The following is a 26,518-nucleotide window of genomic DNA, read 5'->3' on the forward strand; positions in this document are numbered from 1 at the left end:
CTTGATAAGGGGGGTGTTTGACAACTTAGCATCAAAATCTCTGTTTATTTTAATAATAATAAACGCTGGGGAGATAAAGTAACAGTCCAAGGCAAAGCTTGCTCCTTAATTTCTAACCATTTATCCTTATATAACTCTGCTTGGATATGAAAATCTCTGTCATGGTTGGAGGGTTGATTAAGTTTCAGATAGAGAGTCACCCGATGGGGTCCTTCAATGGCATTAGCTAACCAACAGGGAAAAGTATTAATATCGCCTAAATCTCGACCAAAAATAATTTGATGGGCGCGAATTCCCGTATAGGCTAAATAGTCGGGAATTCCGGGGACGGTGTGTAATTTAACATCCCAATCAATGGCCTCCAATTGTTGGTTATTAATGATAATAGCACGGGAAAAATTCTTACAGCCAGTAATTTTTGCCAAACTAACGCTATCTGGTCGCTCAAAAATTTTCTGTTTAGAATTATTAGCAATTGCCCGCCCTTTTTCCATAACTAATAAATTCTCACATATTCGATAGGCTTCATCCATATTATGGGTAACAAAAATTGTCACGCCATCGTAATTACTTAAAGTTTTGATCATCTGACGTTCTAATTGAGCGCGTAGATGGGTATCAAGGGCAGAAAAAGGCTCATCTAATAATAAAGCTTCTGGACGAGTAGCTAAAGCGCGAGCGATGGCGACTCGTTGCTGTTGTCCCCCCGATAATTGATGGGGATAACGGTTTTCCATGCCGGGTAACTGCACTAATTCCAATTGGTTGGCAATCTGCTGACGGATAATTTTTGTGGGTAACTTTTGCGAGAGACTAAAAGCGATATTTTCTGCCACGGTGAGATGGGGAAAAAGAGCATAATTCTGCACCACAAAACCGATGCGACGCTGACGACTGGGGAGATTAATTCCCTTTTCCGAATCGAAGAGAATGCGCCCATTTAAGACAATACGGCCCCTTGAGGGCGTTTCCACACCAGCCAGCGATCGCAAAATGAGGCTTTTTCCCGAACCCGAAGCCCCTAATAGTCCTAGGGGCTGATTTTGGCAGTTAAAAGTGACCGAGAGGTTAAAACCGGGTAAATATTTCTCTATATCAACAAATAAGCCTACTTTATCCCTATAATGCTGATTTTCAGCTTCTAAAAGGGCAAAATCGCGACCCTCCCAGAGTGGCAGCCAGTCCTCCATCTCGTTAGGTTTGCTTTCTCCCAGTCGTCCTAATTGCTGTTTGCGTTGACTTTGCCAGAGATTAACGGCGATAATCCCCGATAGGGAGATTAACATGATAATAAACACCCATATCCAAGCCTCAGTCATCGCTCCTGCTTCCACAGCGAAGAAAATCGCCATCGGGATAGTTTGAGTTTGCCCCGGAATATTACCGGCTAACATCAAAGTCGCCCCAAATTCCCCCAAAGCGCGGGCAAAAGCTAGGGTTAATCCCGCTAATACTCCGGGGAAGGAAAGGGGCAAAAGTAGGCGCCAGAATATTTTCCCTTCCGATGCCCCTAGGGTGCGGGCAACCTGTAAAAGATTGGCATCCACCTGTTCAAAAGCCCCTAGGGTGGTTTTGTACATCAGGGGAAAAGCCACCACCGTCGCGGTGATGATGGCGGCATACCAAGTAAAAACGACGCGAAAGTTAAATAGGTCTAATAACTGTCCTAATGGTCCGTTTTTGCCGAATAGGAGCAGTAAAATGAAGCCTAGCACCGTTGGGGGCAAGATTAAGGGTGCGACGAAAACTGCCTCGATTAGGGATTTCCTCCGTCCACGATAACCTAACATCCAATAAGCGGCGGCAATACCGAGAAAAAAGATGATTATCAGGGCAATGGTGGCGGTTTTCAGGGATATCCATAGGGGGGAAAAGTCGGGCATTGTTTATCTGGCTATTCCGAAGCCGAATTTTTCAAAAATGTTTTTAGCGGCTGTCCTGGTGAGATATTGGGCGAAAGTCTTGGCAGCTTGCGGGTTTTTGCTGTCTTTAATCACAGCTATGGGATAAATAATCGGAGAATGGAGATTATTGGCAGCCGTGGCCACTACTTTTACCCGGTCGGAAATTTTGGCATCGGTGAGGTAAACAATGCCAGCATCGGCGTTACCGGTTTCTACGGCGGCGAGAACATTGCGGACGGAGTTGGCAAAGACCAGTTTTGGTTTTATTTGCTCTAAAATGCCGAGATTTTTCAGAACTTCTTCACTGTACTGACCGACGGGAACGCTGCGCGGTTCACCCACGGCAATTCTTTGGACATTACTGTTAGTCAGGGAACGAAAATCGCTGATTTTTAGGGTGGAATTCTTGGGAACGATTAAAACTAGGCGATTAGTGAGCAGGTTTCTTCTGGTACTTGTATCGATTAAACTAGCTTTTGCTAAAGCGTCCATTTGCTTAGTGGCAGCCGAGAGGAAAACATCGGCCGGTGCTCCCTGTTCGATTTGCCGTTGCAAAGCTCCCGACGCAGCGAAGTTATAGTTAACTTTAATGTTGCCATGAGCTTTTTCAAACCCCGGCTTGATTCCTTCTAGGGCCTCTTTGAGACTAGCGGCGGCAGAAACTAGAATTGTCTGGGTTTGTGCAGTGGTGATAGTAGACGAAAAAAGGTTTATGCTGGGAGATAATGACCAAGCAAGGACAATTGAGCCGATAAAAGCCAGAAAATATCGTCTTTTCATCAAGATTGATAGCAAGCGATCGATATTTATATTTCTATCACAACCAATCCACCGCCCAAAATCTGTATCTAGGGTTTGCGGCAAAAAGTTTTTCGTGGGGTGTGGGGAAGTGGGGAAGTGGGGAATGGGGAGGTGGGGAGATGGGGGAGTGGGGAAGTGGGGGTGTGGGGAGAAAAAAGCTGACTCCTGACTCGGAGAATACTGACTCGGAGAATACTGACTCGGAGAATACTGACCCCTGAATCCTAGAACTTAGGGAATCGTGTGAATTTTGAGGAAATTGGTTCCTTTATTTTTCTGCATGGGAATTCCCGCCATAATCAGGATTTTATCGCCCGATTGCGCTAGATTTTTCTGAAGTAGAATTGATTCGGTTTGCTTTAACACATCCTCAAAGACGGACACCTGATGATCAAGAAGAATCGGGATCACACCCCAGACTAGATTGAGACGGTGATAGACTCGTTTATTGGGAGTCATGGCAATGACGGGAACCGAGGGACGTTCCTTAGAAGCCAGTAGCGAAGTGTAGCCAGAGGTGGTAAAAGTGACAATATAACGGAGATCAAGGGTTTGATCGATCGCCACTAGAGCCTCACTGAGAGCGTGAGTTTCATCGGACTCATTGGGGGGAGCATTATCAAACTTCACATCCGCTTCCACATCATGGGCGATTTTGGCCAACATAGCCACCGCTTTGACGGGAAAATCTCCCACTGCTGATTCCCCCGATAACATTACCGCATCGGTTCCATCGATAATTGCATTAGCCACATCACTAGCCTCGGCCCGAGTCGGTCGGGGACTGTGAATCATGCTTTCTAACATCTGGGTGGCAGTGATGACGGGAATAGTTTTCATGTTGCAGAGTCTGATAATGCGTTTTTGCAACATAGGGACTTTTTCGGGACTTAATTCTACTCCCAAATCGCCCCGGGCCACCATAATGCCGTCACATTCCTCGACAATTGACTCTAAATTTTCGATCGCTTGCGGTTTTTCAATTTTAGCTATCACTGGCACATCCGCGTGATTTCTCTCGGCTAAAAATGCCTTAATCGCCTTGATATCTTCTCCTTTACGAACAAAACTCAGGGAAACCCAATCAACCCCCTGAGCAAGACCAAATTCTAGGTCTTGTTTGTCTTTTTCGGTCATGGAAGGTAAGCGCAAATTGAGACGGGGTAGATTAACTCCCTTGCGACTCTTGAGAATTCCTCCCTCCAATACTTGACATTTTAGGTTTTTTCCCTTAATTTCAACGATTTTTAGCTCTAATAAGCCATCATCAAGGAGAATTTGCTCGCCTAACTTGGCTTCCTCGGCCAGATAGGGATAATCGATCGAAACGGTGTTCGCTTCTCCCCGATACTCATCCATGGGGACAAGGGTGAGATAATCGCCGTCGTTGATGGTAATCGAACCATTGGGGAGATTACCGACGCGAATTTTTGGACCTTGTAAATCTTGCAGGAGAGTGATAGGATTGTCTAATTCTTGAGAAATTTGCCGTAAAAGGGTAACAACTCTCGCATGATCTTCGTAGCTACCGTGGGAAAAGTTTAGCCGCGCTACATTCATCCCCGCACCGATCATCTGCTTGAGGACTTCTGGCGAATTACTGGCAGGGCCGATCGTGGCTACGATCTTAGTTCTATGGGTAATAATTGACATGGAACTCTTATTGATCGATTTTGGGACGATTACATGATATTCAATTTAGGTTAACTAAAAGTGAAGTGGAAAACAAATTAAGCTTTTCCACAGACTTGCAATCGCTCCCGGTCCGCTCCTGAGCAGTCAGGAGTCAGCCATCAGCGGCAACGGTTGAGATCTTTCACGGTAGGATAAACTAATAACCATCTCCGCTCGTTTAGATTTCGTTATGACCAACACATTAGACGATAAAGCCATAGTCAAGGACTATTTTAACGCCACAGGATTCGATCGCTGGCGCCGGATTTATGGGGATGGCGAAGTTAACAAAGTACAAAAAGATATTCGCATCGGTCATCAACAGACGATCGATACCGTTATCGGTTGGTTAGAAAGTGATGACAATTTGCCCAATCTCTCAATCTGTGATGCCGGTTGTGGAGTCGGTAGTCTTAGTATTCCCCTCGCTAAAGCGGGCGCAACTATTTTCGCCAGTGATATTTCTGAGAAAATGGTGACAGAAGCCAAGGAAAGAGCAGCCAAAGAGTTAGCAGATACCAGTAAACTCACCTTTGCCGTTCAAGATTTAGAAGCATTAACCGGCCAATATCACACAGTCATCTGTCTTGATGTTCTCATTCACTATCCCACAGAAGAAGCATTAGGAATGATTAAACACCTGGGCTCCCTAGCTCAATCCCGTTTAATCCTCAGTTTTGCCCCTAAAACCTGTTTATTAACCATTCTCAAGAAAATTGGTCAATTTTTCCCCGGTCCGAGTAAAACCACTCGCGCCTATCAACACAAGGAAAAAACTATTGTCGCCGCTCTCAACGAAAATGGCTTTAAAATTGAACGGACGAGTATGACTAGCACTCGTTTCTATTTTTCCCGTATCCTCGAAGCTGTCCGCAGTGAATAAATAATGGCAGTCACCACCAGCAAATTAATCGAGTGGAAACAGCAAAAACGCGCGATTGTCACCCTCACAGCTTGGGATTATCCGATCGCGCGACTGCTCGATCGAGCAGGAATTGATATTATTTTGGTGGGTGATTCCTTAGCTATGACCGCTTTGGGCTATCCTACCACTTTACCGATCACCCTAGAGGCGATGATTCACCACGCGGCGGCCGTGTCTCGCGGGGTAAAACAAGCTTTAGTTGTCTGTGATTTGCCTTTTCTCAGCTATCAGGAAAGTGTCAGTCAGGCAATTCACTCCGCCGGAAGGATGTTAAAGGAAGCGGGAGTGCAAGGGGTAAAATTAGAGGGAGGTTATCCCGCTATGATCGAGACGATTAGCCGTTTAACCGAGATAGGCATTCCTGTTATGGGTCATATCGGATTAACTCCCCAGTCGGTGCATCGGTTAGGATACCGTCAGCAGGGAAAAACTCCATCGGATGCACAAAGACTAATCGAGGAAGGTTTAGCCTTGGAGAAAGCGGGAGTATTTGCCCTGGTTTTGGAACATATTCCCGCCAATTTAGCCGCTACTATTACCGATAAATTGACTATCCCGACGATTGGTATCGGTGCGGGGGAAGATTGTGATGGTCAGGTGTTGGTAACGGCGGATATCCTAGGATTAACCGAAAAAGCTCCCCCTTTTGCCAAAGTTTATGCTAATTTAAGCGAAACAATTACAAAAGCAGTTGTAGAATTTGCCAAGGATGTGAGGAGAAATGAATAACTGCGAAAAAGCTACCTTTGGGGCCGGCTGTTTTTGGAAAACCGAGGACGCATTTCGGCGTTTATCGGGGGTTTTAGCGACTTCTGTGGGTTATATGGGGGGACATTTTCCCAATCCTAGTTATCTCGATGTGTTATCGCGAATTACCGGCCATGCGGAAGTGGCACAAATTGCCTATAATCCCCAAGAAATAAGCTATGAGGCGTTATTAGCCGTTTTTTGGTCAATCCATGATCCGACTCAGTTAAATCGCCAAGGACCGGACCGGGGAGAACAATATCGATCGATTATTTTTTATCACACCCCGGAACAAAAGTTAATCGCCACTGCTGGCAAGGGTCAACTACAACTATCGGGAAAGTTTCAGCAGGATATCGTTACTTTGATCGAACCCGCAGGAGATTATTATCTGGCCGATCAGTCCCATCAACAGTATTTAGAGAAAAAACAGGCTCGATTGATCGGAGATTTGCAGAAGAAAATATAAAGACAGGTTCGGGGTATAATGTAAAGTTGCTTTCGCAGGAGATCAGGAAAAATGCCCGAGGCGGTCGGAGTCATTCAAACGTTGGGTTTTCCCCCCGTTTTAGCGGCGGCGGATGCCATGGTTAAAGGGGGACGAGTCACCCTAGTTTATTTTGATCTAGCGGAAAGGGGCGAATTTTTGGTGGCGATTCGCGGTCCGATTTCCGAGGTTAAACCGGCAGTAGAGGCAGGATTAGCGGCAGCGATGACCGCTTTTGGTGGCAATGTGGTCAGTCATTACATCGTACCTAATCCTCCAGAAAATGTACTGGCGGTTTTACCAGTGCAGCATACGGCTAAGTCAGACCGTTTTCGCAGTTAATTTCCCTAGCGATTTGCCCCAAACTAGACTATAGTTAAAGACTGGAAAATAGATTGGATTCTATCAATTGAACTTATCTGATTTTTGTTATTAGGAGTTAATTTATGACAGCCCAACCCGCGGTGGGATCGATCGAGACAAAAGGTTTCCCCGGTATTCTAGCGGCCGCCGATGCGATGGTAAAAGCAGGACGGATCACGATTGTTGGTTATTTAAGGGCAGGAAGCGCCCGTTTTACCCTCAATATTCGTGGGGATGTACAGGAGGTAAAAACCGCTATGGCTGCCGGCATTGAAGCCGTCAATAAAACCGAGGGGGCAGCTTTAGAAACCTGGGTAATTATTCCCCGTCCTCACGATAACGTGGTGGCTATTTTACCGATCGATTATAGCGAGGCAGTGGAACCTTTTCGCGCCGCCGCCGACGGTGCGATCGCTCCGATTCGTCGTTAATATTCAAGGTCAATTTTTTGTTAGCGGTTGGAACTTGTCTAGTTCCAACTTAGTTTTTAATGATGATTTAAGTTTTAGTCAGAAAACCGAATTTGATAGTTGCTGCAACAGTTGCACCGATAACAGTGACTATCAAAGCCGATATTTGAGCCGTTGCCCTTTCTTTCAAGTCTTTAACATCTTCTTTGAGTTGGGAAACTTCGGCCTCTATTTTCGGCAATACTTCTAGTTTTGTTTCGATTCGCTCTAACCGATTGTCAAGTTTAGCGAGAATATCGGCTCTCCCAGCTTTGGTGGGTAAAATGTATTCTAAGATACATTTCTCAAGAGCGAGGGGGTGGAACGAACCACAAAGACACAAAGGACACAAAGATCGATCGATCCTATGTCAATTAAACTTATCACACAGAACCTAGAAGAGCCTTTAAATTACGAACAGCTTATGATCCTTTGGGTACACCCCTTGATGAAATTATTCGTACTTATTGTCTTGCTTAGTGTCTCGTTCTTATTTGAAATAACTATACTTCCGCAGATTTGCTCCAATCTTAAGCTTTTAACCCTTGATTAATTCGAGTAGTTGTGCTTCGGTTAGCTGAGTAATGCCCAATTCTAGGGCTTTTTCTAGCTTAGAACCCGCCGCTTCTCCTAGCACTAAATAATCGGTTTTTTTGCTGACAGAACCCGTCACTTTCCCCCCAGCTTTTTCGATTAATTCTTTCGCTTCCTCCCGTTTGAGAGTTGGTAAAGTGCCAGTAATCACAAAGGTTTTCCCTGCTAAAGTCGCTTTCGTGGTGGTGGTTTTTGCTGCTGCGGCCAATTGTAAACCGGCTGCCTGTAATTTAGCGACTAAATCCCGATTAGCGGCGATTCTAAACCAATCATAGACCGATTGAGCGATTTCTTCACCGATACCATAGACAGAGGCTAAATCAGTCACGCTGGCGTTAGCTAACTCCTCCACAGTCCGAAAACTTTCGGCGAGAATTTTGGCGTTAACGCTGCCCACATAGCGAATCCCTAGCCCATAAAGTACCTTCGACCAGCTTTGATTTTTGCTCTGATCGATAGCTGTAATCAAATTTAAGGCTGATTTCTCGCCCATTCGGTCTAATTTGGCAATTTCCGTTTTTTCGAGGCTGTAGAGGTCAGAAATGGCGGTGACTAATCCCTGTTCAATCAGCAAAATTACCACTTTTTCCCCTAATCCCCGAATATCGAGAGCATCGCGACTGGCCCAATGTACCACACTTCCCCGCAAAATCGCTGGACAGGAACTATTGACACAGCGCGTCACCGCTTCCCCCACCGGACGGACTAGGGGAGATTGACATTCAGGGCAATTAGTGGGCATCTGGAAGGGTACAGTCTGGCTAGGACGCAATTCTGGCAGTATTCTCACCACTTCCGGGATAATTTCCCCCGCTTTGCGGATAATTACCGTGTCACCGCTGCGGATATCCAATTCGGCCACTCGATCACTATTATGTAAAGTAGCCCTTTGTACGGTGGTCCCTGCAACCTGTACCGGTTCCATCACCGCCATGGGTGTGACTGCGCCGGTGCGTCCCACATTGACGATAATATCTTTAACTACCGTGGGGACTTCTTCGGCGGGATATTTTAAAGCGATGGCCCACCGGGGGAATTTTTGGGTGAATCCTAACCGATTTTGTCGCTGTAAATCGTTGATTTTGACTACGACACCATCGGTCATGTAGGCTAATTGATGACGTTTTTCTTGCCAATCTTGATAGTATTGCGCCACTTCTTGCAGGGATGGACAGAGTTGACGGTGGGGATTAACCAGAAATCCCAGGGTTTCTAATCTATCTAAGGATTGCCATTGATTAGTGATATGGTTATCGTCTAAATGCAGGGTATAGGCAAAAAATTGTAAGCGTCTTTTATCAACTATTTTCGGATCTAATTGTCGTAGGGTTCCCGCTGCCGCATTGCGGGGATTAGCAAAGAGAGATTCTCCTTTTTCTTCTCTTTCTTGATTGATTTTATCGAAGGTATCGAGGGGTAAAAAAGCTTCGCCGCGCACTTCCACAATTGCCGGGGGATTATCTATATTTAAGCGTAAAGGAATAGAGCGAATAGTCCGCACATTGGGGGTAATATCTTCGCCAGTGACTCCATCCCCTCTGGTAACACCTCTGACTAAAAAGCCGTTTTCGTAGGTTAAAGCTAATGCGGAACCATCGATTTTTAATTCACACACATATTCTGTGTCTTGGGTTTCATTTATATATCTTTGCCAACGGCTGCCCCATTTATTTAATTCTTCGAGGTTAAAGGCATTTTCGAGACTATACAGGGGAATATTATGACGGACAGAAACGAATTGACTAGAGATTTTATCCCCGACTCTTTGGGTGGGACTATCGGGGGTGATTAATTGGGGATAACGCTTTTCTAGGTCTTCTAATTCCCGATAAAGTTGATCATAAACGCTATCGGGTATAAAAGGATCATCAAGAACATAATAAGCATAACTGGCTCTTTGTAGTTCTGTTTTTAGTTGTTGGCAGCGTTGTTGGATTTCTAAGGGGATAGTCATAATCGTTAATAATGCTACTGGGCAAAGACCATTTGAGGAGTTAATTGTAAATCGGGAAATGTCACCGATATTATCCTATCTTCCTGATTAAATTCTGCCAGTTCATAAAATCCCGAAATCAGGGTTAAAACTGATATTTTTACAGCAATAGGATCGATAATCCAGTATTCAGGAATGCCTCTTACCGCATATTCTGAACGCTTATAACGGTAGTCATCATCGGCATTACCGGGGCTAACAATTTCTACAACTAAGAGGGGAGGAAATTCAATCACTGCTGTGGTCATATTTCTAATCTCTTGACATTGTTCAGCAGTTAAAATCATTAAGTCTGGAATTCTCGATTTAGCTTTATCGGTGCGAATTCCTACCGTAGCGGGCATAACTTTCCAAGTTAAATTTAATCTTTTAATTTCCGCTATTAAATAATCATAAAGAAAGGCAAGAATTAAAGCATGAAAGCCACTAGCGGGAGGCATGGAAATTAATTCTCCGTTAAATAATTCGTACTTATTATCTGTGGAGTCCTGATAATTTAAATATTCTGCAAAGCTATATATTTTTTGTCGGGTAGCAATCATGATAACCTCCAGCCGAGATTTTACTATTCAAAGACCATTTGAGGAGTTAATTTTAAATCGGGAAATGTCACCGATATTATCCTATCTTCCTGATTAAATTCTGCCAGTTCATAAAATCCCGAAATCAGGGTTAAAACTGATATTTTTAGGGACATAGGATCGATAATCCAGTATTCAGGAATGCCTCTTACCGCATATTCTGAACGTTTATAACGGTAGTCATCATCGGCATTACTGGGGCTAACAATTTCTACAACTAAGAGGGGAGGAAATTCAATCACTGCTGTGGTCATATTTCTAATCTCTTGACATTGTTCGGCAGTTAAAATCATTAAGTCTGGGATTCTCGATTTAGCTTTATCGGTGCGAATTCCCACCGTAGCGGGCATAACTTGCCAGTCTAATTGTAGCCTCTCTATTTCCCTTTCTAACAGCTTAAATATATATCTAAGTATCAAAGCATGAAAGCCACTAGCGGGAGGCATGAAAATTAATTCTCCGTCAAATAATTCGTATTTATTATCTGTGCAGTCCCGATAATTTAAATATTCTGTAAAGGTATATATTTTTTGTTGGGTAGCAACCATAATAATCTCTAGAAAAAACTTAACTGAATCTCCTTAAGGGGGGTAGGGTTGATTCATGAATCAACCCTACCATGAATCAACCCTACCATGAATCAACCCTAGGGTTAGGGGGGAACTGACAATTTTTAACACCTAGCTTTTTACTTAAGATTCGATATCCTCAACTTTTTTAGGAACCGTTGCAGTTAAAACCTCATTTCCTGTGGCAGTAACTAACACATCATCTTCGATACGGATACCGATACCTCGCCATTTTTCTGGGACTTCCGGCTGTCCTTCAGCCGGTTTAATATCGGGGGCGATATAAATACCAGGTTCCACGGTTAAAACATGACCGGGTTGCAAAGTTTGCCAAGTTTCTTCGTTAACTTTATAACCTCCCGCATCATGGACATCTAATCCTAACCAATGGCCGGTTCTGTGCATATAAAAAGGCTTATATTTTTCCTCTTTAATTATCTCATCAATATCGCCGACCAATAGCCCTAAATCTACTAATCCCTCCACAATTGTTCTGACGGCTGTGTCATGAAAAAGATTATAAGGATTACCAGTTTTTACCACGTCAATCGCCTTTAATTGCGCTTCCAGAACAATTTCATAGATAATTTTTTGTTCGGGGGTAAATTTACCATTAACGGGAAAAGTGCGGGTAATATCACCGTTATAGTAATTGTAGGCACAACCAGCATCAATTAACAAAAGCTCATTTTCTTGTACTTGGCGATTATTGTTGATATAGTGCAGAATACAGGCATTAGCACCACTAGCAACAATAGAAGGATAAGCCGGACCCATACCCCCTTCTAGGCGAAAAGTATGCTCGATTTCCGCTTGAATTTGATACTCATAGTGACCAACTTTGGTAAATTCTCTGGCCCGATTATGTGCCTGTGCTGAAATAGCAGTTGCTTGGCGAATATTGTCCAATTCGGCCTCGGTTTTCAGTAAGCGCAAAGGATGGAGAATAAAATTAGTATCCTCTAAAGCAGTCGGTCCGGTGCCGCGACGGGGAAAAGTGGCGATTAATTTTTGCCAGTGATGGAGAACATTTGTATTAAAAGTTTTGTCCCGTCCGAGATGATAATAAATTCGTTCGGCTTTTTCGAGATATTGGGGTAATTTTTCGTCCAATTCTTGGATAGAATAGGCCTCATCAGCAGCAAAAATCTCCTTTGCTCCTTCCACACCGTGGAGATAGCCGGTCCAGGTTTCTTTTTCGGGGTCTTTTGGCTGCACGAACAGGATAAACTGATGTTCGGGGTGATGGGGTGCTAAAACCGCCACCGCCTCCGGTTCATTAAATCCTGTCAGGTAAAAAAAGTCACTATCCTGACGATAGGTGTATTCTACGTCATTATGCATGACCGCCATGGGCGCACTGCGAAAAATTGCGGTTCCATGGCCGATTTTTTCCATTACCTGCTGACGACGGTGCTGAAACTCTCTGCGATCGATGCCCATAGATATTCCTAAAAATGTCACAATAAGTCTTAGAGTCTATTATCGCTAATCTTTTTAGTTTATGACCCCTGAAGAACCGGATTTTTCCCAAGATATCATCGAAAGGCGCGAGTTTACCCTAGCAGATTTTATCGCTCAAGAGGGGGCGGATTTCCTCAAAGGGGAATCTCCCGTCCCCAAATTGGTGCAAGTTACCACAGAGATTAAACAATTTATTGCCGCTAATTTAGGGGATTCTTCGGGAGCTTTGCAGATAATTTTACAGCTTATCGTCGATGAAGAATTAACAAAAGTCAGTCAAAATTTAGATAATCCCGTTCACGCTTTACGGTTAATCCTAGAAGAAATTTTAGACAATCAAGAATTCCTCTATGAATTAGTACACCGAGTCGATGTGAAATGGGGACAATTATACGGAGAACGTCCCTATTTTCAACAACCCAATCAAAAACCTCACCCTGAAGACGAATACACGCACAGTTCCGTCAGAGATAAGTTAGTCAGTTTATTACAGCAGTTATCCTAATGGTGAGATTAGGAAGTTTTCGTTTTGGGGAGACTCCGAGACTCCCAGACGATGACCGATCAAGGCATACCTTATCTTTATGAGAAACTCTATCTTTTAATTATTTCTCAATAAACAGAGACTAATAGGAGCGGCAAGGGGTGCATCTCCTATTTGTGACTTTGGTGTCAACCTAAGCAATAAGCTTAATTATAAAGAGTAGCTGATAAGTAGGTGGGTGGAATTAAATATAAAATGAACATAGGTTGGGTTGAAGCATAAAACCCAACGCCCGCATGGGTTACGCTACCGCTAACCCATCCTACAAATAATTGTGCCTACCTACTTAATCCATTTGATGACGTAGGGGCGCACCGTGGTCAGTGAGTTTATCGAACTGCGAGCACCCAAATCCCCAAAAACCGCCCCAAAAAAACCCAAATACCCTGATGAACCGGATTATTGCTGGTGGCACAATTATTGCTGGCGGGCGAACGCAGTTCGCCCCTACAAAATCGACGCGCCTAAGGGCGGGAAAGAAAGGGAAAAAAGAGGAAAAGGGTTACAGAGTCCCCCCGACACCGGACACCACCCGAAAACGGCCGTTGAAGTAGAAGTGGCTGCGGCTGTTGTGGCTGCCGCGGTAAGCGGAACGGCAGTCATACGGAGCGGTTAAGTAGCTGGTTATAATTAAATTGAAGATGGATTTTGGGTTCGATCCCCCCTGCCCCCTTAATAAGCTATCCATTAGTCAGATCTTTCTTAACAAAAAGAGAAGAAACTTAAAAAAAGGGAAACCGATTGATAGGTATAGTTTTGAAAGAAGGAATCAAGGTTGGGGTAAGCAAAAAAATGGAGAAATGGGCAGCCCAAGAATTACAGTATGCAGAGCTAGGGGACACCAGAAGAAAGAAAAGATTAATCAGTATTGTGGAAAACTTGGCTGGGCATCTAGAACAATTATATCATATATTTCGGCAAATCTAGCCGCCACCAGTGCCACATCTGATTTGGGGAATTCACCCTATTTTCAACCTTCAGCGGCGAGAATGATTGCTTCTCTTGGGGGTTTTTTCGCTAGAAAAGGTGCTGATGTTAAAACTATTTGAGCCATCTTGCACATTTTTCTCTTTTTGTCAAATTTTATGTTAAGAAAGATGTAAATAATCGATAGCTGGGGGTGAAGACCACGAATAAAGAAAAATAGTAAGTAGTCGTGCAAAATTAATTTCCTAGTGAAGATAGGCAAAAGGCAAGAGGCAAGAGGCAAGAGGTGGTTAGATATGTGTAATTAATTTTGCTTAGGTACTTATTAATAGGGAGCTAACCAGGAAATTAGCCGACAAAACCTTAAAAAATCTTCTACAAACATGGCGAGGACAAGCATGAATACAATTAGTAATTTTTTAGCTAGTGCTATTGTCGGTGGTTGGATTATGACTATGGCAGTTTTTGCTATTCAAAATATCCAACCGGTTTCTTTAAAGTTTCTACAATTTGAGTCAATTAAAGTACCCATAGGCATTTTATTGGCTTTTTCTTTGGCAATGGGATTTTTTATCGCTGCAATTATTCCCGCTTTTTTCAGAAAGTCAAAAAAATCTCCTCGCAGTCGCTTTTCTCCTCCACAATCGGGGTTAGACGAGTTGGATTTTTAAATAGTCTTTTGACTGGCTAATTTATCGGCTCTCTTGGGTTTGGTGGGGAAAATGTATTCTAAGATACATCCCTGCCAGCGAGCGACTGTAACGAACCACAAAGACACAAAGGACAGAAAGATTGATCGGTTCTACATAAGTTAAACTGATCACACAAAGAATAATACTAAATCCGTTGATTATAGGCTACATATCAGGACAGGCAAAAGGCAACAAGAGGAATAAATAATCAGTCTTTAATAAACGGATTTGGGATAAGAAGGCCATTTATCGGCAGCATCCGGGGTGCATCTCAATTTAGTCGAAATATCTATAGGACATTTTGGGCGCACGCAATGCGCCCAAACCATGGTTGCGGTAATATTATTGTAGGTGCTAATTGCATTTTGTACTTTAAACAACATTATAATTTTTGATAGCTGTTCTGACTCTCTCATGAATAGAAGCAAATAAACTTCCTTGCCATAAATAATTAAATTTATTTTCTGTGATTAGATTGAGACAATTTAAAATTTGCTTTTCCCAGTCTTTTTGATTGTAAGTATCTTTTCCCCAAGCTTGATATAATTCCTTCTCACTAATACCTCCTAATTTATGAGATAATCGATTTCTAAGATTACGCAATTCTTCAGAACCCCAAGCTTTTAAATCCTTAAAGTTTGCCTGGGGAGAAGTGAGAGCAATATACTTCTCTATTAATCTCTGTTGAGTAGGACTATCTAGCTTAATTTCAGGGACAGGATTGCCATTATTAACAAAAAGTTCTTTAAAAGCAGGATATTTATTCAACATAGATGATTGTCAAGATGAATAAGTATATTTAGATTCAATTATATGCTCTTTAAACTCATACCTTAAGTATTCATAAATTAAGCCTTCTACAGCTCTAAACCTGTGAAGCATAGCCTCGGTTGTATTTGTTTGTTTTAGTCTAACTACTGCGGTATAAGCTTGTTGATAGGCCATCGACCAATATTGTTGATGCTGCTCTTTTTGTTGATTATTGAAACTAAAAGAAGCGGATTGAAAAAATCTTCAAATTGTCCTTGATTCCAGCTTACTCCAGATTTAATTAGAGCATAGGTTTCTTTCCATTTTTGTTTATTTTGTTCATAGTAAGGTTTAACTAAGTCCTGAAGACCAGCATAATCATAGAGTTCTAATAATTGTAGGGCTTGTTGTCGAGTGCGATCCCAAAGATAGTTAGTCCCTAAAAAAGGGACTGTGTAATCTGAAGAAATTCCCTTTTTCTTGTCATGAGGAGTGGGAATAAATTCATAGAATTTAATATCGTTTCCATAAGAACTCAATCCCGAAATTCTCCACGCTTCTGAAGTTTGCCCCACCCCACCTTTTAAGCACAATAAAATGGGTTGATCGGTTTGAGGTTTTATATTTTCTTTCCATACTTGTTGCCACCAACGGAACATTTCCTCGAAGTTAGAAGGGTTTTCATCATTTCTACCTATAGAGAAAATATTTACTACCAAATCAGAATTTAATTTATTTAGTCAATACTTGATTAATTCTCCTGAGTAAAGACTATATTTTTCTCTTTCTTTTACTGTTTCATTTTGATCAGTTACTACTAAATAAACTTTTTCGAGATCATTGATTTTATCTTCCAAAAGCTTACCCAGAATCACAGGTTTTACTTGATTGCCATAATATTGAACATTTTCCCAAAGGTATTGGGATATTTCTCGAAAAGATGATTTTTCGGTCAGAGCTAAATCAGACACCACTTCTATCTGTTCTCCGAGAATATAACCTTTCATACGATCATCGCCAATATTATACCAGTCACCAGTGGTGACTTGAAACATTAAATCTCTGGTTCCGATCGTTGCGACTAAAATTAATTTTATGAGATTATAAAGGGAATATTTGAGCAAAATTTTGAGGACTTGTATTACTTCTTAATTGCCTAATAAACTCTTGACGGGGATTCAGATTAGCACCGAATACAGTAACTATCTGGTAATTTCCTAAATCAGCAATCCACACGGGAGAAGGTTTAGCTCCACCACTGACTTTACCACAGAGATTACCATCATATTCTCTTTGACCATTTTTACTGGTAATTTTCAAAGTATCACTGTGAAGAATTGCTAAAGCATGGGGTTTACCTCCTTGTTCATTTCCTGCACAGACAAAAATTTGACAATTACTATCGGCCGCATCAATCCATTGATTTTGTGAAACTTGATCTACTGTTCTGAGATTATTAGTATTGATATTGGTTTCACTAATTTTATCCAAAATACCATAAAAATCTTGCAATCTTTGCTGAAATTGTTGTTTAAATTCCTGCACATCATCGGGAATTGTCCAAAAATCTTCTTCACTGTCAATATACAATGTAGAGCCACGAAACCAGGGGGCGTATTCACGAGTTTCGCGAGAATAATTAGGTCGTCTTGCACCTTGACCAATACCACCCATATCAGCTAAAAACCAAAGCAAATATTTAGCTAATTTTTTAACATCTTCTTGTTTATCTTTTGGGGTTTCAGAAGATAAAGATAAGACTAAAGTTCCCCGTTGTTCACCACAAGGATCATTTTTACCCTGAGCATTGGTTCGAGGTTCTTTTTGGGTAACTTTACCCTCAAGAATATTCACTTGTAGATAACCGTATTTTTTAGGATTAATACCTCCAAATAATTCAGCTTCAATCTTTTGAACTTCGTTAATAGGTAAAACTCCAGATGCCAAAACACGAAACCAGTATCGCAGCATCGATTTAAAGGCTGTCGGACGAACTTCTGCAACGGGTGCGCTCCGCATTTGCCATTCATTGCGTCGGTGATTCCATTGCCATTGGGTGAATCGTTGATAACCATGAATTAATTGACCTTCTAGCTCGAAATTTAATCGATAAAAACTCGAATCGTTGTCATTTTTATTATTATCAGGATGAATATTATCATCAATTGGCTTTAATTCACCGTAACCACTATTTACCTGTGAACCTATACCAAGCTGTAGCCCTTTATTAAGCCATTGTCTTACCTGTTCAAGTATCTTTTTATCCTCACAGTTACTAGCTAGACGTAAACCAATTAAAAAAATTGGTTCTTTGAGAGAGAAAAAAGCATTAGGGTTAGGAGAATATTGCGTATAATCATCTTTCCATGACCAAATATTATTAGCCATGTCAATTTCTAACCCCCCGTTTTTAGAAGGTAAAGGATAGGCATCGAAAAAGATAACTTTACCCGTTTTATTTTTTTCCTCTTTGGCGTTTATATCACCGAAATAGGCAGCGATTTCTTTTTCCGCGTCTTTCCATTCCAGATTATTTGCCGCCATGATTTCTCGGATGGCTTGGGTTCTGGCAACACCCCGCAATGTACTAGATGGAATATAGGGCATTCCGAGGGCATCAAAGGCAGGTAAAAGAATACTTTCCGGTCCGCGATGACCACCGACACGAATACGCCAAGTGGATTTGACTGGAAAAGCGATTCCGTCTCTCGCTAACAGTTGGGTACGTTGATTGAGTTGCTCAAGACGCTGAGTGTAGTTAGCATTTTCTTGGGCTTTTTGCAGAATTTGGGTTTTAGTCGCATCTTTGTGTGGATAGTCGGCAGCGCGCATCCAACGGAGATATTCGACAAAACTGGCTGATTGGTCGGGTTGAGGTTGGTTTTCGGGGTTTAACCACGGTGAGGGTTGAGGAGGATTGTTATTGCCGCCACCGCCGTTATTATTGCCGCCGCCACCCCTAGGAGGCTGTTGGGGGGGCTGGTGGTTATTTGTGGGTTTTATAGCTTGATTTTTTAGGGTGGGTTTTTGAGGGCGATTAGGGGGTGGTAAGGGGCTATGGGACATAATCATTATAATTTCCTTTCTGGTTGAATGAATGATAAAAACTGTGGTGACAATTTACCTGAGTTAGTCCCCACTTTCCACATCGGAATAGATGGCGTTAGCCCAGAAGCTAAATTCTTGGGCGATTTCCAAGCCTAAACCCGTTAGACCCAGATAATCATCGGTAGATAAATCTTTGAGAGTAGTTAATCCTTGAGAATTAGAAAGATTATTTATTTGAGATAACTCTTCTAGGCATTGAAAATACTTTTTAACGACCTCTTTTTTTCCTTCTTGATTGAGGGTAGTTTCCTCAGCTTTTAGGCGCATCATTCCCCAAGTCGAAAGATAGGTATAAAGTTCAAGAGCTTGTTTTTTTTGTTCTTTGCGGCGACTATCATCACCAGTATTTAAATATAATTCTTGTAAAGCATTGAACACGGGATTGCTAATCGTTCTAGGGTCGAATGTCACGGTTATTTTGGCTCCAAAAGTTAAAAAATATTCCCTGACCAAAGGTCATCAAGAGAAATGAAAATATCGGGAAATGCGGCGGCAGATAAAGTTCCTGTAGTAAATTTTTCTTGATATTGATAATCAGAATTTATCGGTTGACGGAAAACATAAATCTCTCGATTTTTGATGGCAACTACCCAATATTCTGCAATACCAGCTTGGGCATAGATGCGTTTTTTTTCTGTTAAGTCTTTACTGAGAGTTAAGTCAGAAATTTCGATTAACCAAAAAATTTCATCGGCATAGGGATGATGATCTCGATAGCGAGAACGAGGGGGAAAAACTACAGCAATATCCGGTTCAGGTTCCGAGTTTTCTAGGGTAATGGGTCCAACTTCTCTTACCCATGCTTTATCCTTGAGACGTTGACGGAGAAAGTGGGCTAATCCTTCTCCACTATCTTTGTGTAAAGGGCCTTCTGGACTCATTTCGAGAATATCTCCATTCAGTAATTCTACACGCCGATCGATTAAAATTCCCGCCGCAATCATGCGATGATAATCGACCACTGACCATTTAGCTAGGGCAAGATTATCAGTCATAAATTACCTCTACAATTGTTGCACAAAACCGCGTCCTAAACTTTCCTGCCCACCGATTTGAATAATGTCATTATTTGCTAATAACCGTTTAAAATCAGCTTGTGATTTTTGTTTGGTTTGATTAGCTTGAGAGGTGACACCCCAAGGAAAATACATTAAGGTGTCGGGGGGAATAGCTTCTTCATAACGAAGTCCACCATCGACGGATTTATGCTCATCTAATTTAATTTTAACTTGTCGCCATAAACTCATTTGAATGAGAGTCGTGCAATGCTGATCCGGTAATACTAAGACTTGATTAATGCCACTGCTGACAGAGTTTTGGGGAATAAAACTTGACCAAGTTGACCAGTCTTTTAGATCATTATCCTTGAGAATGGCATCCTTGAGATAGACGTTCCTGTTAGCTCTTTTAAAACTACAGCTATATTCGGGGGGAATTGTCAGACGAGGATTAGTTAATCTTGTCCAACGACGGAGAAGTAAAGGCGAAGTGATCCAGACGACACCGTGACTTAGAGAAGAGATGGGCAACCAGAGAATCGAGCCATCTCCTATCCAGATGTCTCCCTGTTCCAAGTTTTCTGCACCTTTATCGATTTCATTACCGAATAACTTAAATTTTAGGGTTTCTTCGGTAGCTAAAGAACGGATTTTCCCGCGAATTGTACTGGAGGGAATATAGGGTAAAGTGGTATGGGATTCACGAGCAATACCCACTAGATTGCCTTCTTGAGTCATGCCTCCGGTGTGTAGGGGAGAAAGTAGATAAAAGTGAATTAAGTTCATGATTAATCATTCTCCTTTATAGTTGATCCAAAGTAATTCCGAGTAGCCTAATTTGCGCCAGCGTTGGTGATATTCGGGGCTATCGGGCCGATCTTGAAATAGGCGATCGGGTTGATTTAAATAGTATTGACTACCCGGGGGGGCGGCGAAGACTTGGGGGGCGGGAATGCTAATATTTTCTTTTGATTGAATGCGGCAACTGATCGGAATAGCTCGATCGGTTGCGACACTGACTAGATTGCCCGGTTTCTGATTACTATTAACAGTATGGGCGAGTTTCCATTCCCAGGGCCAAGAGTGACAAATGGCTTGATTATTATCGTGACGGCGTTCAAAAATACCAGGGGTAACGAGATAGGCGATCGCTTTATTTATTTGTTTAAAGTTCTCCTCGGATTTTTGTTTTAATTTTTGCCATTGTTGACCTAAATTATCGCATTTTTCCAGTATAACTCGGTGTCCTTCTCCTCCTAACCGCAAAGTTGTGGGAGTGGGAATATTAACATCAATTCCGATCGCTATACTCCAACCGGGTAGCATTCGGATCGCTTTTTCCACAAAGTATCCATCGGCATCTTTTACCTGTTTACTTCCCGGTTTCATGGCATTATGGGAACGAATTTCTTCTTGCCAGGGTTTATCTTCTCCTTTGTGTTTTACTAACCATTGGCAAGGGTCGATCGCTCCTGTTTTTAAATAATCGAGAATAACTTCACAAGGTAGATACTGACGATATTTACTTTCGTTCTCTTCTTCCGCTTCATTTTCTCGATTTTGGCAATTTTTGTGAGGTTTAGCCTTAGCTAAGGGGGCAGGTTTCGATCGATCCCAAAATATATGGTTTTTTGAAATAGTTAAATTATCACTCCAAGAAATAGGAATTAATGGGTCAGAATTGGCGAATCCTAAAGGACGGGGTAGATATAAAGTATCTCCGGCAAAGGATAGGAATGGACCGGTGATTTTAAAATAGCTATTTTTAGAGCGATCTAGTAAAGCACTTAAAGCACCGGCGATCGTGTGACCGTTGGGGGGAAATGTACTTCCGGTCCAGGTTCTTTCTCCGGGGCTAAAGGGTTTGGCATCGCGTAGGAGAAGAACATCTAGGGGAGTGATTGTGTACCAATACATTAAATGGAACCTCCGATCTTAATCTCTCTTTTTCGAGTCATAAAAGCCGCTAATTTCATCCAGCTACGCACGGCTTCATTAAGATCATTAGGATCATTTTCCGTGGTTAACCAAAGATGTTTGAGAAAGTTGCTTAGGTCTTTTTGAAAAGCTTCTCTGTTGTCTGTTGTTAGATTTTCCCGACGGCTAGAGAACGCCTTGACCCAAACCTCGATCGCTTCTATCATTGGTACAGGATGCTGTTGCCAAAGGCCGGCCACTGCCTCGAATAAACTGGCATCGGAATTACTGGCCAAAAGTTTTTGCCAGAGAGGGAAAACATCAAACTTAGCCGTAGATTTTAGGACTTTACCGTTACCGTAGAGAACGCGCACTTGTACGGCATCTTTTTTGACTTTTTTGCCGTCAAAGCCTTTATAGGCGTGTTCCTTGGCTTTTTTCTCAGCTTCCCAGAGATTTTCTAGGGCGATAGCGAGGGGGACAGAATGATGAGCGATGACAATACCGAAACTGATAGTCGCCCGCTTTCCCATAGTAAATAGGGGACGTTTGGCGAGATTTTCGGGAGGTTTTTCGCCTTGCCATTGCCAATAGTCACCAGCGTTATTAAATTCGCCATGGGGGTCTTTTTCTCCCTTAAAACATTGGCGGATATCCCATAACCATTTATCCCATTCCCAGAGATTAGTATAGGCGAGAACATCATCACCGCCACCATAGATTAAGCGTCCTGCATAGCGTTGTTCGGTGAGGTAGGGAACGAGTTGATTAGAGAAGTCTAAAAGGGCGCGACTGAGGGCGCTATGGGTAGATGGCCCCATGGGTTTATTGAGGGTGACAAAATCGCCAAAAGCTTTTTGTACTTCTTTTTCTAGGGTATCGGTTTCGGTCGGGGGATGATCGGCGTATTGATGAAGTGACTTAGCGATATATTCTCGATAGGGTTTCATTTCTTGGCCTTTTAACCATTCCCCCATTCCGTCACCATCTCCTGCGGCGATAACATACCAATCAGCCGGGTTATTGTTGGGATAGTTTTGGTCAATTAATTGGCTTAATTGATGGCGATAATTAGCCACTTCTTCATCGGCAATCTCTAGTTCTTCTACTAACCATCCCGCATTAAGAAATCGAGGGTGATAACGTTTATATTCCGGTTCGATGTGATCGTCAATGTAGGGGATTCCCCAGGGTTGGGTAAGTGCTGAGGGAATATTTTTACCGTCTTTTCTTAGCCTACGGGAGATGGTGCCACAAACTCGATGGAAATGGTCGATATCACCACCTATTTTGAGATAACCGGCGACTCCCACGGTTAAATCGGGATAAGCGGCATCTAGACGCTCTTGGTCGCTATTTTTTAAGAGTTTTGGCAGGATTAGGTGTAATCCGCGTTTAACGGTTTCGGTGGCGTTGAGTTGTTCGATCCCATCGAATAATCCGGCATTTCGTTTCCAGTATTCTTTGCTTGCTTTTTCGCTAATCCAATCGTTGTCACCATCGGGATGGACGACGGGTCCGAGTCCAGAAATGGTGGAACGGGGACCGAAAGCGGTGGGAATCTGCCAATCGCGGGCATTTTTGACGGCAGCAAGGGCAGAAAGGTTTTGCTCGACAGCACTACTCCACCAAGAACCAACATTTGAACTAAAAGGAGGTCTTTTCCACTTCTGATGAGCTAATTCTCCGGCTTTTTGCAGAAATTCCTGCTCTTTTTCTAAAAATAGAGCTTTTTGATCGTAGAGATTATAAAGTTCGTTTTGTTTATCTGGCCAGCTTTGCGCTTTTTCTGGGGCTTCGGCTTGATTTTCGTCGATATTTTCGGTTTCTTTGTAAATTTCGCCACTGATGAGGGGTTGGTCTTCTCTACCGATGGGAACCCCCACATAATAGGTTTGCCATTGGGCATTTAACCAACTGTCCCAGGTACGACTATTTTCTTTTAATTTGGGCATCCAGTGACGTTTTGCCAATTTCTCGAAAACTTGCCGACTAATTTCTTTCCATTGTTTTAATAGGCTAGATTTGGCGGTTTGCATAGCCGCCGCGACTTTATCTTTGGGCAAGAGGAGGATAATAATGTTGGGAAATCCGGCGGTTAGTAATTGTCGATCGCCCGGTGGGTCGATCCAGGAGCTAAAATCGGCGTATTTTTCTAATAACCATTGATCGATTAAGGGTTGTGCGTAGAGAGAGGGATAGATCAAACTATCGGGGCCGTATTGTTGGGCGAGTTGCCAGCAGACTTGAGCAGATAAATAGTGCAGAATCCAAGAACCTGCCCAAAAATCGCCCATTTTGCGGCTGGCTTTGATTAGTTCTTGGACTGGGGAAAAGGTAAAACTAACGAGATAAGGGTGGGATAATTGTTTTCCCGTCGGCCAATTATTGACCACATCCTCGGAGGTGAGATCATATCCCGCTAGAGTCCCGGCAATGGCCGCCGTTAAACTAGCATGACTCCAGATCGATCCGTCCGGTATTCTGGTTTCGGCGGGCATTAGGAGCAGATTTTCGTCATCGAGTAATTTCGCCGCTGCTTGGGGAAGACAGCGCCATAACCACCAAAATAGTTCTTTAGCTTCGTTTTCTAAGATTCCTGTGCGTAATCTGGCGGGAATTTGGTTAAATAGTCGTTTTTCCTGTTCTTTTAAGTAATCTGTGCGGTTAGAAGCAATTTGTTGGTGATTTGCGTCGGCTAATTTGAGATTTAAGGGTTCTCCGGAGAGGAGGTGACGCAATTCTAGACCTGTTTGTTGATCGTAGTTAACGAATTGGGTTAAACTACCGATCGCCGATCGATCGCTGGCTGAGGTGATATAGTCAGCTAGTTTGATTTGTTTGAGAATTTTTTTAGTCGATTCTTCGGGATTATGTTTTCCCCACAACTTCATTACTTCTAAATCTCTCCAGAAGCTGTTATCACCGCGTCCTGAGTTGCTATGTAGGGCCTTGAAGACGGGATCGTGTAGTAATCCCCAGATTTTCGCTTGCCAGTATCCTAGAGCCATAAACGCCTCAACTCCTTGCTGACCGATGTTCCCACTATATTCAATATGCCCTAGGAACCGCTAGAGATAACACGATATTTTGAAGATTTTTTTTAAAAAGCTTCAAAAGCTGATCCTGTCTAAGTTTCTGGTGGTATAGATTTTTTTATATGATTATTATTAGCTTTGGATAGTGTTGGGAGCAGACAACCTCGGTTTCTGGTAAAATCCCTCGATCTACCACAGTCTGGAGATTTTGGCGGTTTATATGGCTGATTTACCGAAAAATTGGGTTTAAAGCCTCGCCCTTTTAGGGCGACTTTATAGGATGATTGAATAGAAACTTGACAAGATATTTATAGTAATGTTACATTAACCCCATCTCTATACTCACTGAAGAAATTAGTTGAATGGAAACAAATGGATTCTCCCGACTTCAAGTTTTCAACTGCCCGACTCTCTGCTTATGCTTAGAAATTAGTTGAATGGAAAGATAAGGTCGAGGGCGAACCGGTATTTAGAGGCTTTTCTCTCTACTCGCACTTAGAAATTAATTGAATGGAAACTGTACTCCTAATATGTTTGTGTTTTTTCTTAATGAACTCTCTACTCGCGCTTAGAAATTAATTGAATGGAAACATTTGTAGGGTTAATTCATGAATTAACCCTACTCTCTACTCGCAGTTAGAAATTAATTGAATGGAAACATTTGTAACAGAATCGTCTTAGACCTTACCCTATAATTTTAGTCTCTACTCGCGCTTAGAAATTAATTGAATGGAAACGACAATACTGCTGCGTTTTATTGAGTATTATTAGTTGCCTCTCTACTCGCGCTTAGAAATTAGTTGAATGGAAACAAAATCTCGACTCCCACCAGTGCGATTAAATCTTCTTTAAACTTTTTGCCGGAAACCCTAAATAAGTAGTCGTGCAAAATTAATTTCCCAGTCGAGACAGGAGACAGGAGACAGGAGACGGGATCAGATTTGAGTTTTTAGTTCACTGTTTACTGATCACAGCAAAAAGCTGACGGAGTAACTGCTGACGATTTGGATGTGTAATTAATTTTGCTTAGGTACTTATATATGGCGTTTCCTAAGCTAGTGAGGTACAGCTATTTTTCTTCCCCTTTGCCTAAAACCCAGAAATTTTGTACCTCAGCAGACTGAAAAAAGCTATAGTAAAATGCTTACTGGGCGACACTTTTAGGATTATTTGGCGGAAGAAACTATCAGACAATCGCTCGCAGCGGGTCGAGGCAGTTTACTGAAAGACACTTATCGGACTGGCAAAGGTCTAGGTAAGAAACGAGCGAGTTTTGTTACAGTTGAACTGTATTAGGCTCCTTGCGGCCGTCACCATCCCCCTCACTTTGGGTTAAAATTTATGTTAAAAGTCTTGACAAAAGTAATTAAATATGCTAAAGCACCCGCTTTGATTGCTCTATCCTTAGCGGTGGGTGCGGGGATTATTTTACCAAAAATAACTTTAGCCAATGGCAACCCCGGCCTAACAATTTTTAGCGGAGTCGATCGCAAGGATATCTTAGATTATTTCTTGCAATTCGGTGGTCGTCCCCGCCAAATGGATCGTTATAAACTCTATATCCCTGCGAAAAAACTCTCCCAAGGGGCTTCGGCTTTTTTTATTTCCTATCCCGATTATTTTAACGGCCAGTTTGACACCAATAAAATTCAGGTACGCATCAACGGTAAATCTTTGCCTTTAAAGGAAGTGGTTTGGGATAAGGATGGTCGCGTTATTCAAATTGTCCCCCAACAAGCGATCGATCCGACCAGCAAAGTTGAAATCGTCATGTCTAATGTCAGAAATCCCGAATTAGGCACTTATTACTTTACCTGTGATGTGACTGCCTCCGGCAATATTCCCGTCCGTCTCTACGTTGGTACTTGGATTGTCAGTATCGAACCCTAAGTATTTATTGGCGATAGAGAAATGGGGAAATGGGGAAATTCCACTAAGGGACTTGCGCTTTGATAATGTACCTTTTGGGCGAACGCAGTTCGCCCCTACATTG

The 26,518-nt window shown here is 42.4% G+C and carries 25 protein-coding genes, 1 pseudogene and 1 CRISPR repeat array; of the genes and pseudogenes, 9 read left to right on the forward strand and 17 right to left on the reverse strand.

Annotated features, from left to right (window positions below; all coding sequences use genetic code 11):
• Positions 1–44 precede the first annotated feature (44 nt).
• The 3 genes from modB to pyk form a co-directional block, all read right to left on the reverse strand.
• The gene (gene modB / locus MICAI_RS08445; protein ID WP_008200415.1) at positions 45–1,883 is read right to left on the reverse strand and encodes a molybdate ABC transporter permease subunit; all 1,839 of its coding nucleotides are present in this window, start codon (positions 1,881–1,883) and stop codon (positions 45–47) included.
• Between the two features lie 3 nt (positions 1,884–1,886).
• On the reverse strand, positions 1,887–2,684 hold the full coding sequence (gene modA, locus MICAI_RS08450) for a molybdate ABC transporter substrate-binding protein (protein ID WP_008200418.1): 798 nt from the start codon (positions 2,682–2,684) through the stop codon (positions 1,887–1,889).
• 252 nt (positions 2,685–2,936) lie between these two features.
• Positions 2,937–4,358, reverse strand: coding sequence for a pyruvate kinase (pyk, locus tag MICAI_RS08460; RefSeq protein ID WP_008200420.1), 1,422 nt, complete (start codon positions 4,356–4,358; stop codon positions 2,937–2,939).
• A 211-nt stretch (positions 4,359–4,569) separates the two neighbouring features.
• Here pyk and bchM point away from each other — a divergent pair, with 211 nt between their 5' ends.
• The 5 genes from bchM to MICAI_RS08485 all read left to right on the forward strand — a co-directional run bounded on the left by bchM (position 4,570) and on the right by MICAI_RS08485 (position 7,332).
• Complete coding sequence (bchM, locus tag MICAI_RS08465; RefSeq protein ID WP_008200421.1) at positions 4,570–5,262, forward strand: magnesium protoporphyrin IX methyltransferase; 693 nt, start codon at positions 4,570–4,572, stop codon at positions 5,260–5,262.
• A gap of 3 nt (positions 5,263–5,265) precedes the next feature.
• A complete protein-coding gene (gene panB, locus MICAI_RS08470; protein ID WP_008200423.1) occupies positions 5,266–6,033 on the forward strand; it encodes a 3-methyl-2-oxobutanoate hydroxymethyltransferase in 768 nt (255 codons plus the stop codon).
• Positions 6,026–6,520 (forward strand): peptide-methionine (S)-S-oxide reductase MsrA, encoded by a 495-nt coding sequence (gene msrA / locus MICAI_RS08475; RefSeq protein WP_008200425.1) that lies wholly within the window; start codon positions 6,026–6,028, stop codon positions 6,518–6,520. The genes panB and msrA overlap by 8 nt, the downstream gene beginning before the upstream one ends.
• A gap of 51 nt (positions 6,521–6,571) precedes the next feature.
• On the forward strand, positions 6,572–6,880 hold the full coding sequence (locus tag MICAI_RS08480) for a carbon dioxide-concentrating mechanism protein CcmK (protein WP_002782143.1): 309 nt from the start codon (positions 6,572–6,574) through the stop codon (positions 6,878–6,880).
• 104 nt (positions 6,881–6,984) lie between these two features.
• Positions 6,985–7,332 carry a carbon dioxide-concentrating mechanism protein CcmK gene (locus MICAI_RS08485; protein WP_008200430.1) on the forward strand — a complete coding sequence of 116 codons (348 nt, stop codon included), beginning with the start codon at positions 6,985–6,987 and terminating at the stop codon, positions 7,330–7,332.
• Positions 7,333–7,399: 67 nt separating this feature from the next.
• On the opposite strand, the gene MICAI_RS08490 is transcribed toward MICAI_RS08485, so the two are convergent.
• The 5 genes from MICAI_RS08490 to MICAI_RS08515 all read right to left on the reverse strand — a co-directional run bounded on the left by MICAI_RS08490 (position 7,400) and on the right by MICAI_RS08515 (position 12,530).
• The gene (locus MICAI_RS08490; RefSeq protein ID WP_039899875.1) at positions 7,400–7,636 is read right to left on the reverse strand and encodes a DUF1515 family protein; all 237 of its coding nucleotides are present in this window, start codon (positions 7,634–7,636) and stop codon (positions 7,400–7,402) included.
• 252 nt (positions 7,637–7,888) lie between these two features.
• Complete coding sequence (gene ligA, locus MICAI_RS08500; RefSeq protein ID WP_008200433.1) at positions 7,889–9,898, reverse strand: NAD-dependent DNA ligase LigA; 2,010 nt, start codon at positions 9,896–9,898, stop codon at positions 7,889–7,891.
• A gap of 14 nt (positions 9,899–9,912) precedes the next feature.
• Entirely contained in the window at positions 9,913–10,479 is a 567-nt protein-coding gene (locus MICAI_RS08505) for a Uma2 family endonuclease (RefSeq protein WP_008200436.1), read from the reverse strand.
• A gap of 23 nt (positions 10,480–10,502) precedes the next feature.
• Complete coding sequence (locus MICAI_RS08510; RefSeq protein WP_008200438.1) at positions 10,503–11,066, reverse strand: Uma2 family endonuclease; 564 nt, start codon at positions 11,064–11,066, stop codon at positions 10,503–10,505.
• Positions 11,067–11,210: 144 nt separating this feature from the next.
• A complete protein-coding gene (locus MICAI_RS08515) occupies positions 11,211–12,530 on the reverse strand; it encodes an aminopeptidase P N-terminal domain-containing protein (protein WP_008200439.1) in 1,320 nt (439 codons plus the stop codon).
• 61 nt (positions 12,531–12,591) lie between these two features.
• Here MICAI_RS08515 and MICAI_RS08520 point away from each other — a divergent pair, with 61 nt between their 5' ends.
• The 3 genes and pseudogenes from MICAI_RS08520 (at position 12,592) to MICAI_RS08535 (ending at position 14,693) form a co-directional block, all read left to right on the forward strand.
• Positions 12,592–13,056: a hypothetical protein gene (locus tag MICAI_RS08520; protein ID WP_008200442.1), complete on the forward strand. Its 465-nt coding sequence runs from the start codon at positions 12,592–12,594 to the stop codon at positions 13,054–13,056.
• Positions 13,057–13,887: 831 nt separating this feature from the next.
• Positions 13,888–14,075, forward strand: a pseudogene (locus tag MICAI_RS23520) (transposase DNA-binding-containing protein); the annotation flags it as partial.
• A gap of 345 nt (positions 14,076–14,420) precedes the next feature.
• The gene (locus MICAI_RS08535; protein ID WP_008200446.1) at positions 14,421–14,693 is read left to right on the forward strand and encodes a lipopolysaccharide assembly protein LapA domain-containing protein; all 273 of its coding nucleotides are present in this window, start codon (positions 14,421–14,423) and stop codon (positions 14,691–14,693) included.
• A gap of 393 nt (positions 14,694–15,086) precedes the next feature.
• Here the strand turns inward: MICAI_RS08535 and MICAI_RS27005 are convergent, their stop codons facing one another.
• The 9 genes from MICAI_RS27005 to cas10 all read right to left on the reverse strand — a co-directional run bounded on the left by MICAI_RS27005 (position 15,087) and on the right by cas10 (position 24,498).
• Positions 15,087–15,485, reverse strand: coding sequence for a hypothetical protein (locus MICAI_RS27005; RefSeq protein WP_008200450.1), 399 nt, complete (start codon positions 15,483–15,485; stop codon positions 15,087–15,089).
• A 143-nt stretch (positions 15,486–15,628) separates the two neighbouring features.
• A complete protein-coding gene (locus MICAI_RS27010; protein WP_232306167.1) occupies positions 15,629–16,183 on the reverse strand; it encodes a hypothetical protein in 555 nt (184 codons plus the stop codon).
• Between the two features lie 21 nt (positions 16,184–16,204).
• Entirely contained in the window at positions 16,205–16,519 is a 315-nt protein-coding gene (locus MICAI_RS27015) for a hypothetical protein (RefSeq protein ID WP_008200455.1), read from the reverse strand.
• A 46-nt stretch (positions 16,520–16,565) separates the two neighbouring features.
• Positions 16,566–18,530, reverse strand: a complete 1,965-nt coding sequence (gene cmr6 / locus MICAI_RS08550) for a type III-B CRISPR module RAMP protein Cmr6 (protein WP_039899876.1) — start codon at positions 18,528–18,530, stop codon at positions 16,566–16,568.
• Positions 18,531–18,593: 63 nt separating this feature from the next.
• Positions 18,594–18,983, reverse strand: a complete 390-nt coding sequence (locus MICAI_RS08555) for a hypothetical protein (protein ID WP_008200459.1) — start codon at positions 18,981–18,983, stop codon at positions 18,594–18,596.
• Between the two features lie 20 nt (positions 18,984–19,003).
• Positions 19,004–19,567, reverse strand: coding sequence for a Uma2 family endonuclease (locus MICAI_RS08560; RefSeq protein ID WP_008200462.1), 564 nt, complete (start codon positions 19,565–19,567; stop codon positions 19,004–19,006).
• A 9-nt stretch (positions 19,568–19,576) separates the two neighbouring features.
• Positions 19,577–20,356: a type III-B CRISPR module RAMP protein Cmr4 gene (gene cmr4, locus MICAI_RS08565; protein ID WP_008200464.1), complete on the reverse strand. Its 780-nt coding sequence runs from the start codon at positions 20,354–20,356 to the stop codon at positions 19,577–19,579.
• 6 nt (positions 20,357–20,362) lie between these two features.
• Entirely contained in the window at positions 20,363–21,487 is a 1,125-nt protein-coding gene (locus MICAI_RS08570) for a type III-B CRISPR module-associated Cmr3 family protein (RefSeq protein ID WP_008200466.1), read from the reverse strand.
• Positions 21,487–24,498, reverse strand: coding sequence for a type III-B CRISPR-associated protein Cas10/Cmr2 (gene cas10, locus MICAI_RS08575; RefSeq protein ID WP_008200468.1), 3,012 nt, complete (start codon positions 24,496–24,498; stop codon positions 21,487–21,489). The genes MICAI_RS08570 and cas10 overlap by 1 nt, the downstream gene beginning before the upstream one ends.
• Before the next feature lie 374 nt (positions 24,499–24,872).
• A CRISPR array of direct repeats spans positions 24,873–25,337; the repeat unit is 23 nt; unit sequence TTAGAAATTAATTGAATGGAAAC.
• A gap of 529 nt (positions 25,338–25,866) precedes the next feature.
• Here cas10 and MICAI_RS08580 point away from each other — a divergent pair.
• On the forward strand, positions 25,867–26,415 hold the full coding sequence (locus tag MICAI_RS08580; protein ID WP_008200470.1) for a DUF2808 domain-containing protein: 549 nt from the start codon (positions 25,867–25,869) through the stop codon (positions 26,413–26,415).
• Positions 26,416–26,518: the final 103 nt, after the last annotated feature.

Source organism: Microcystis sp. T1-4 (genome assembly GCF_000297435.1).
GTDB lineage: Bacteria > Cyanobacteriota > Cyanobacteriia > Cyanobacteriales > Microcystaceae > Microcystis.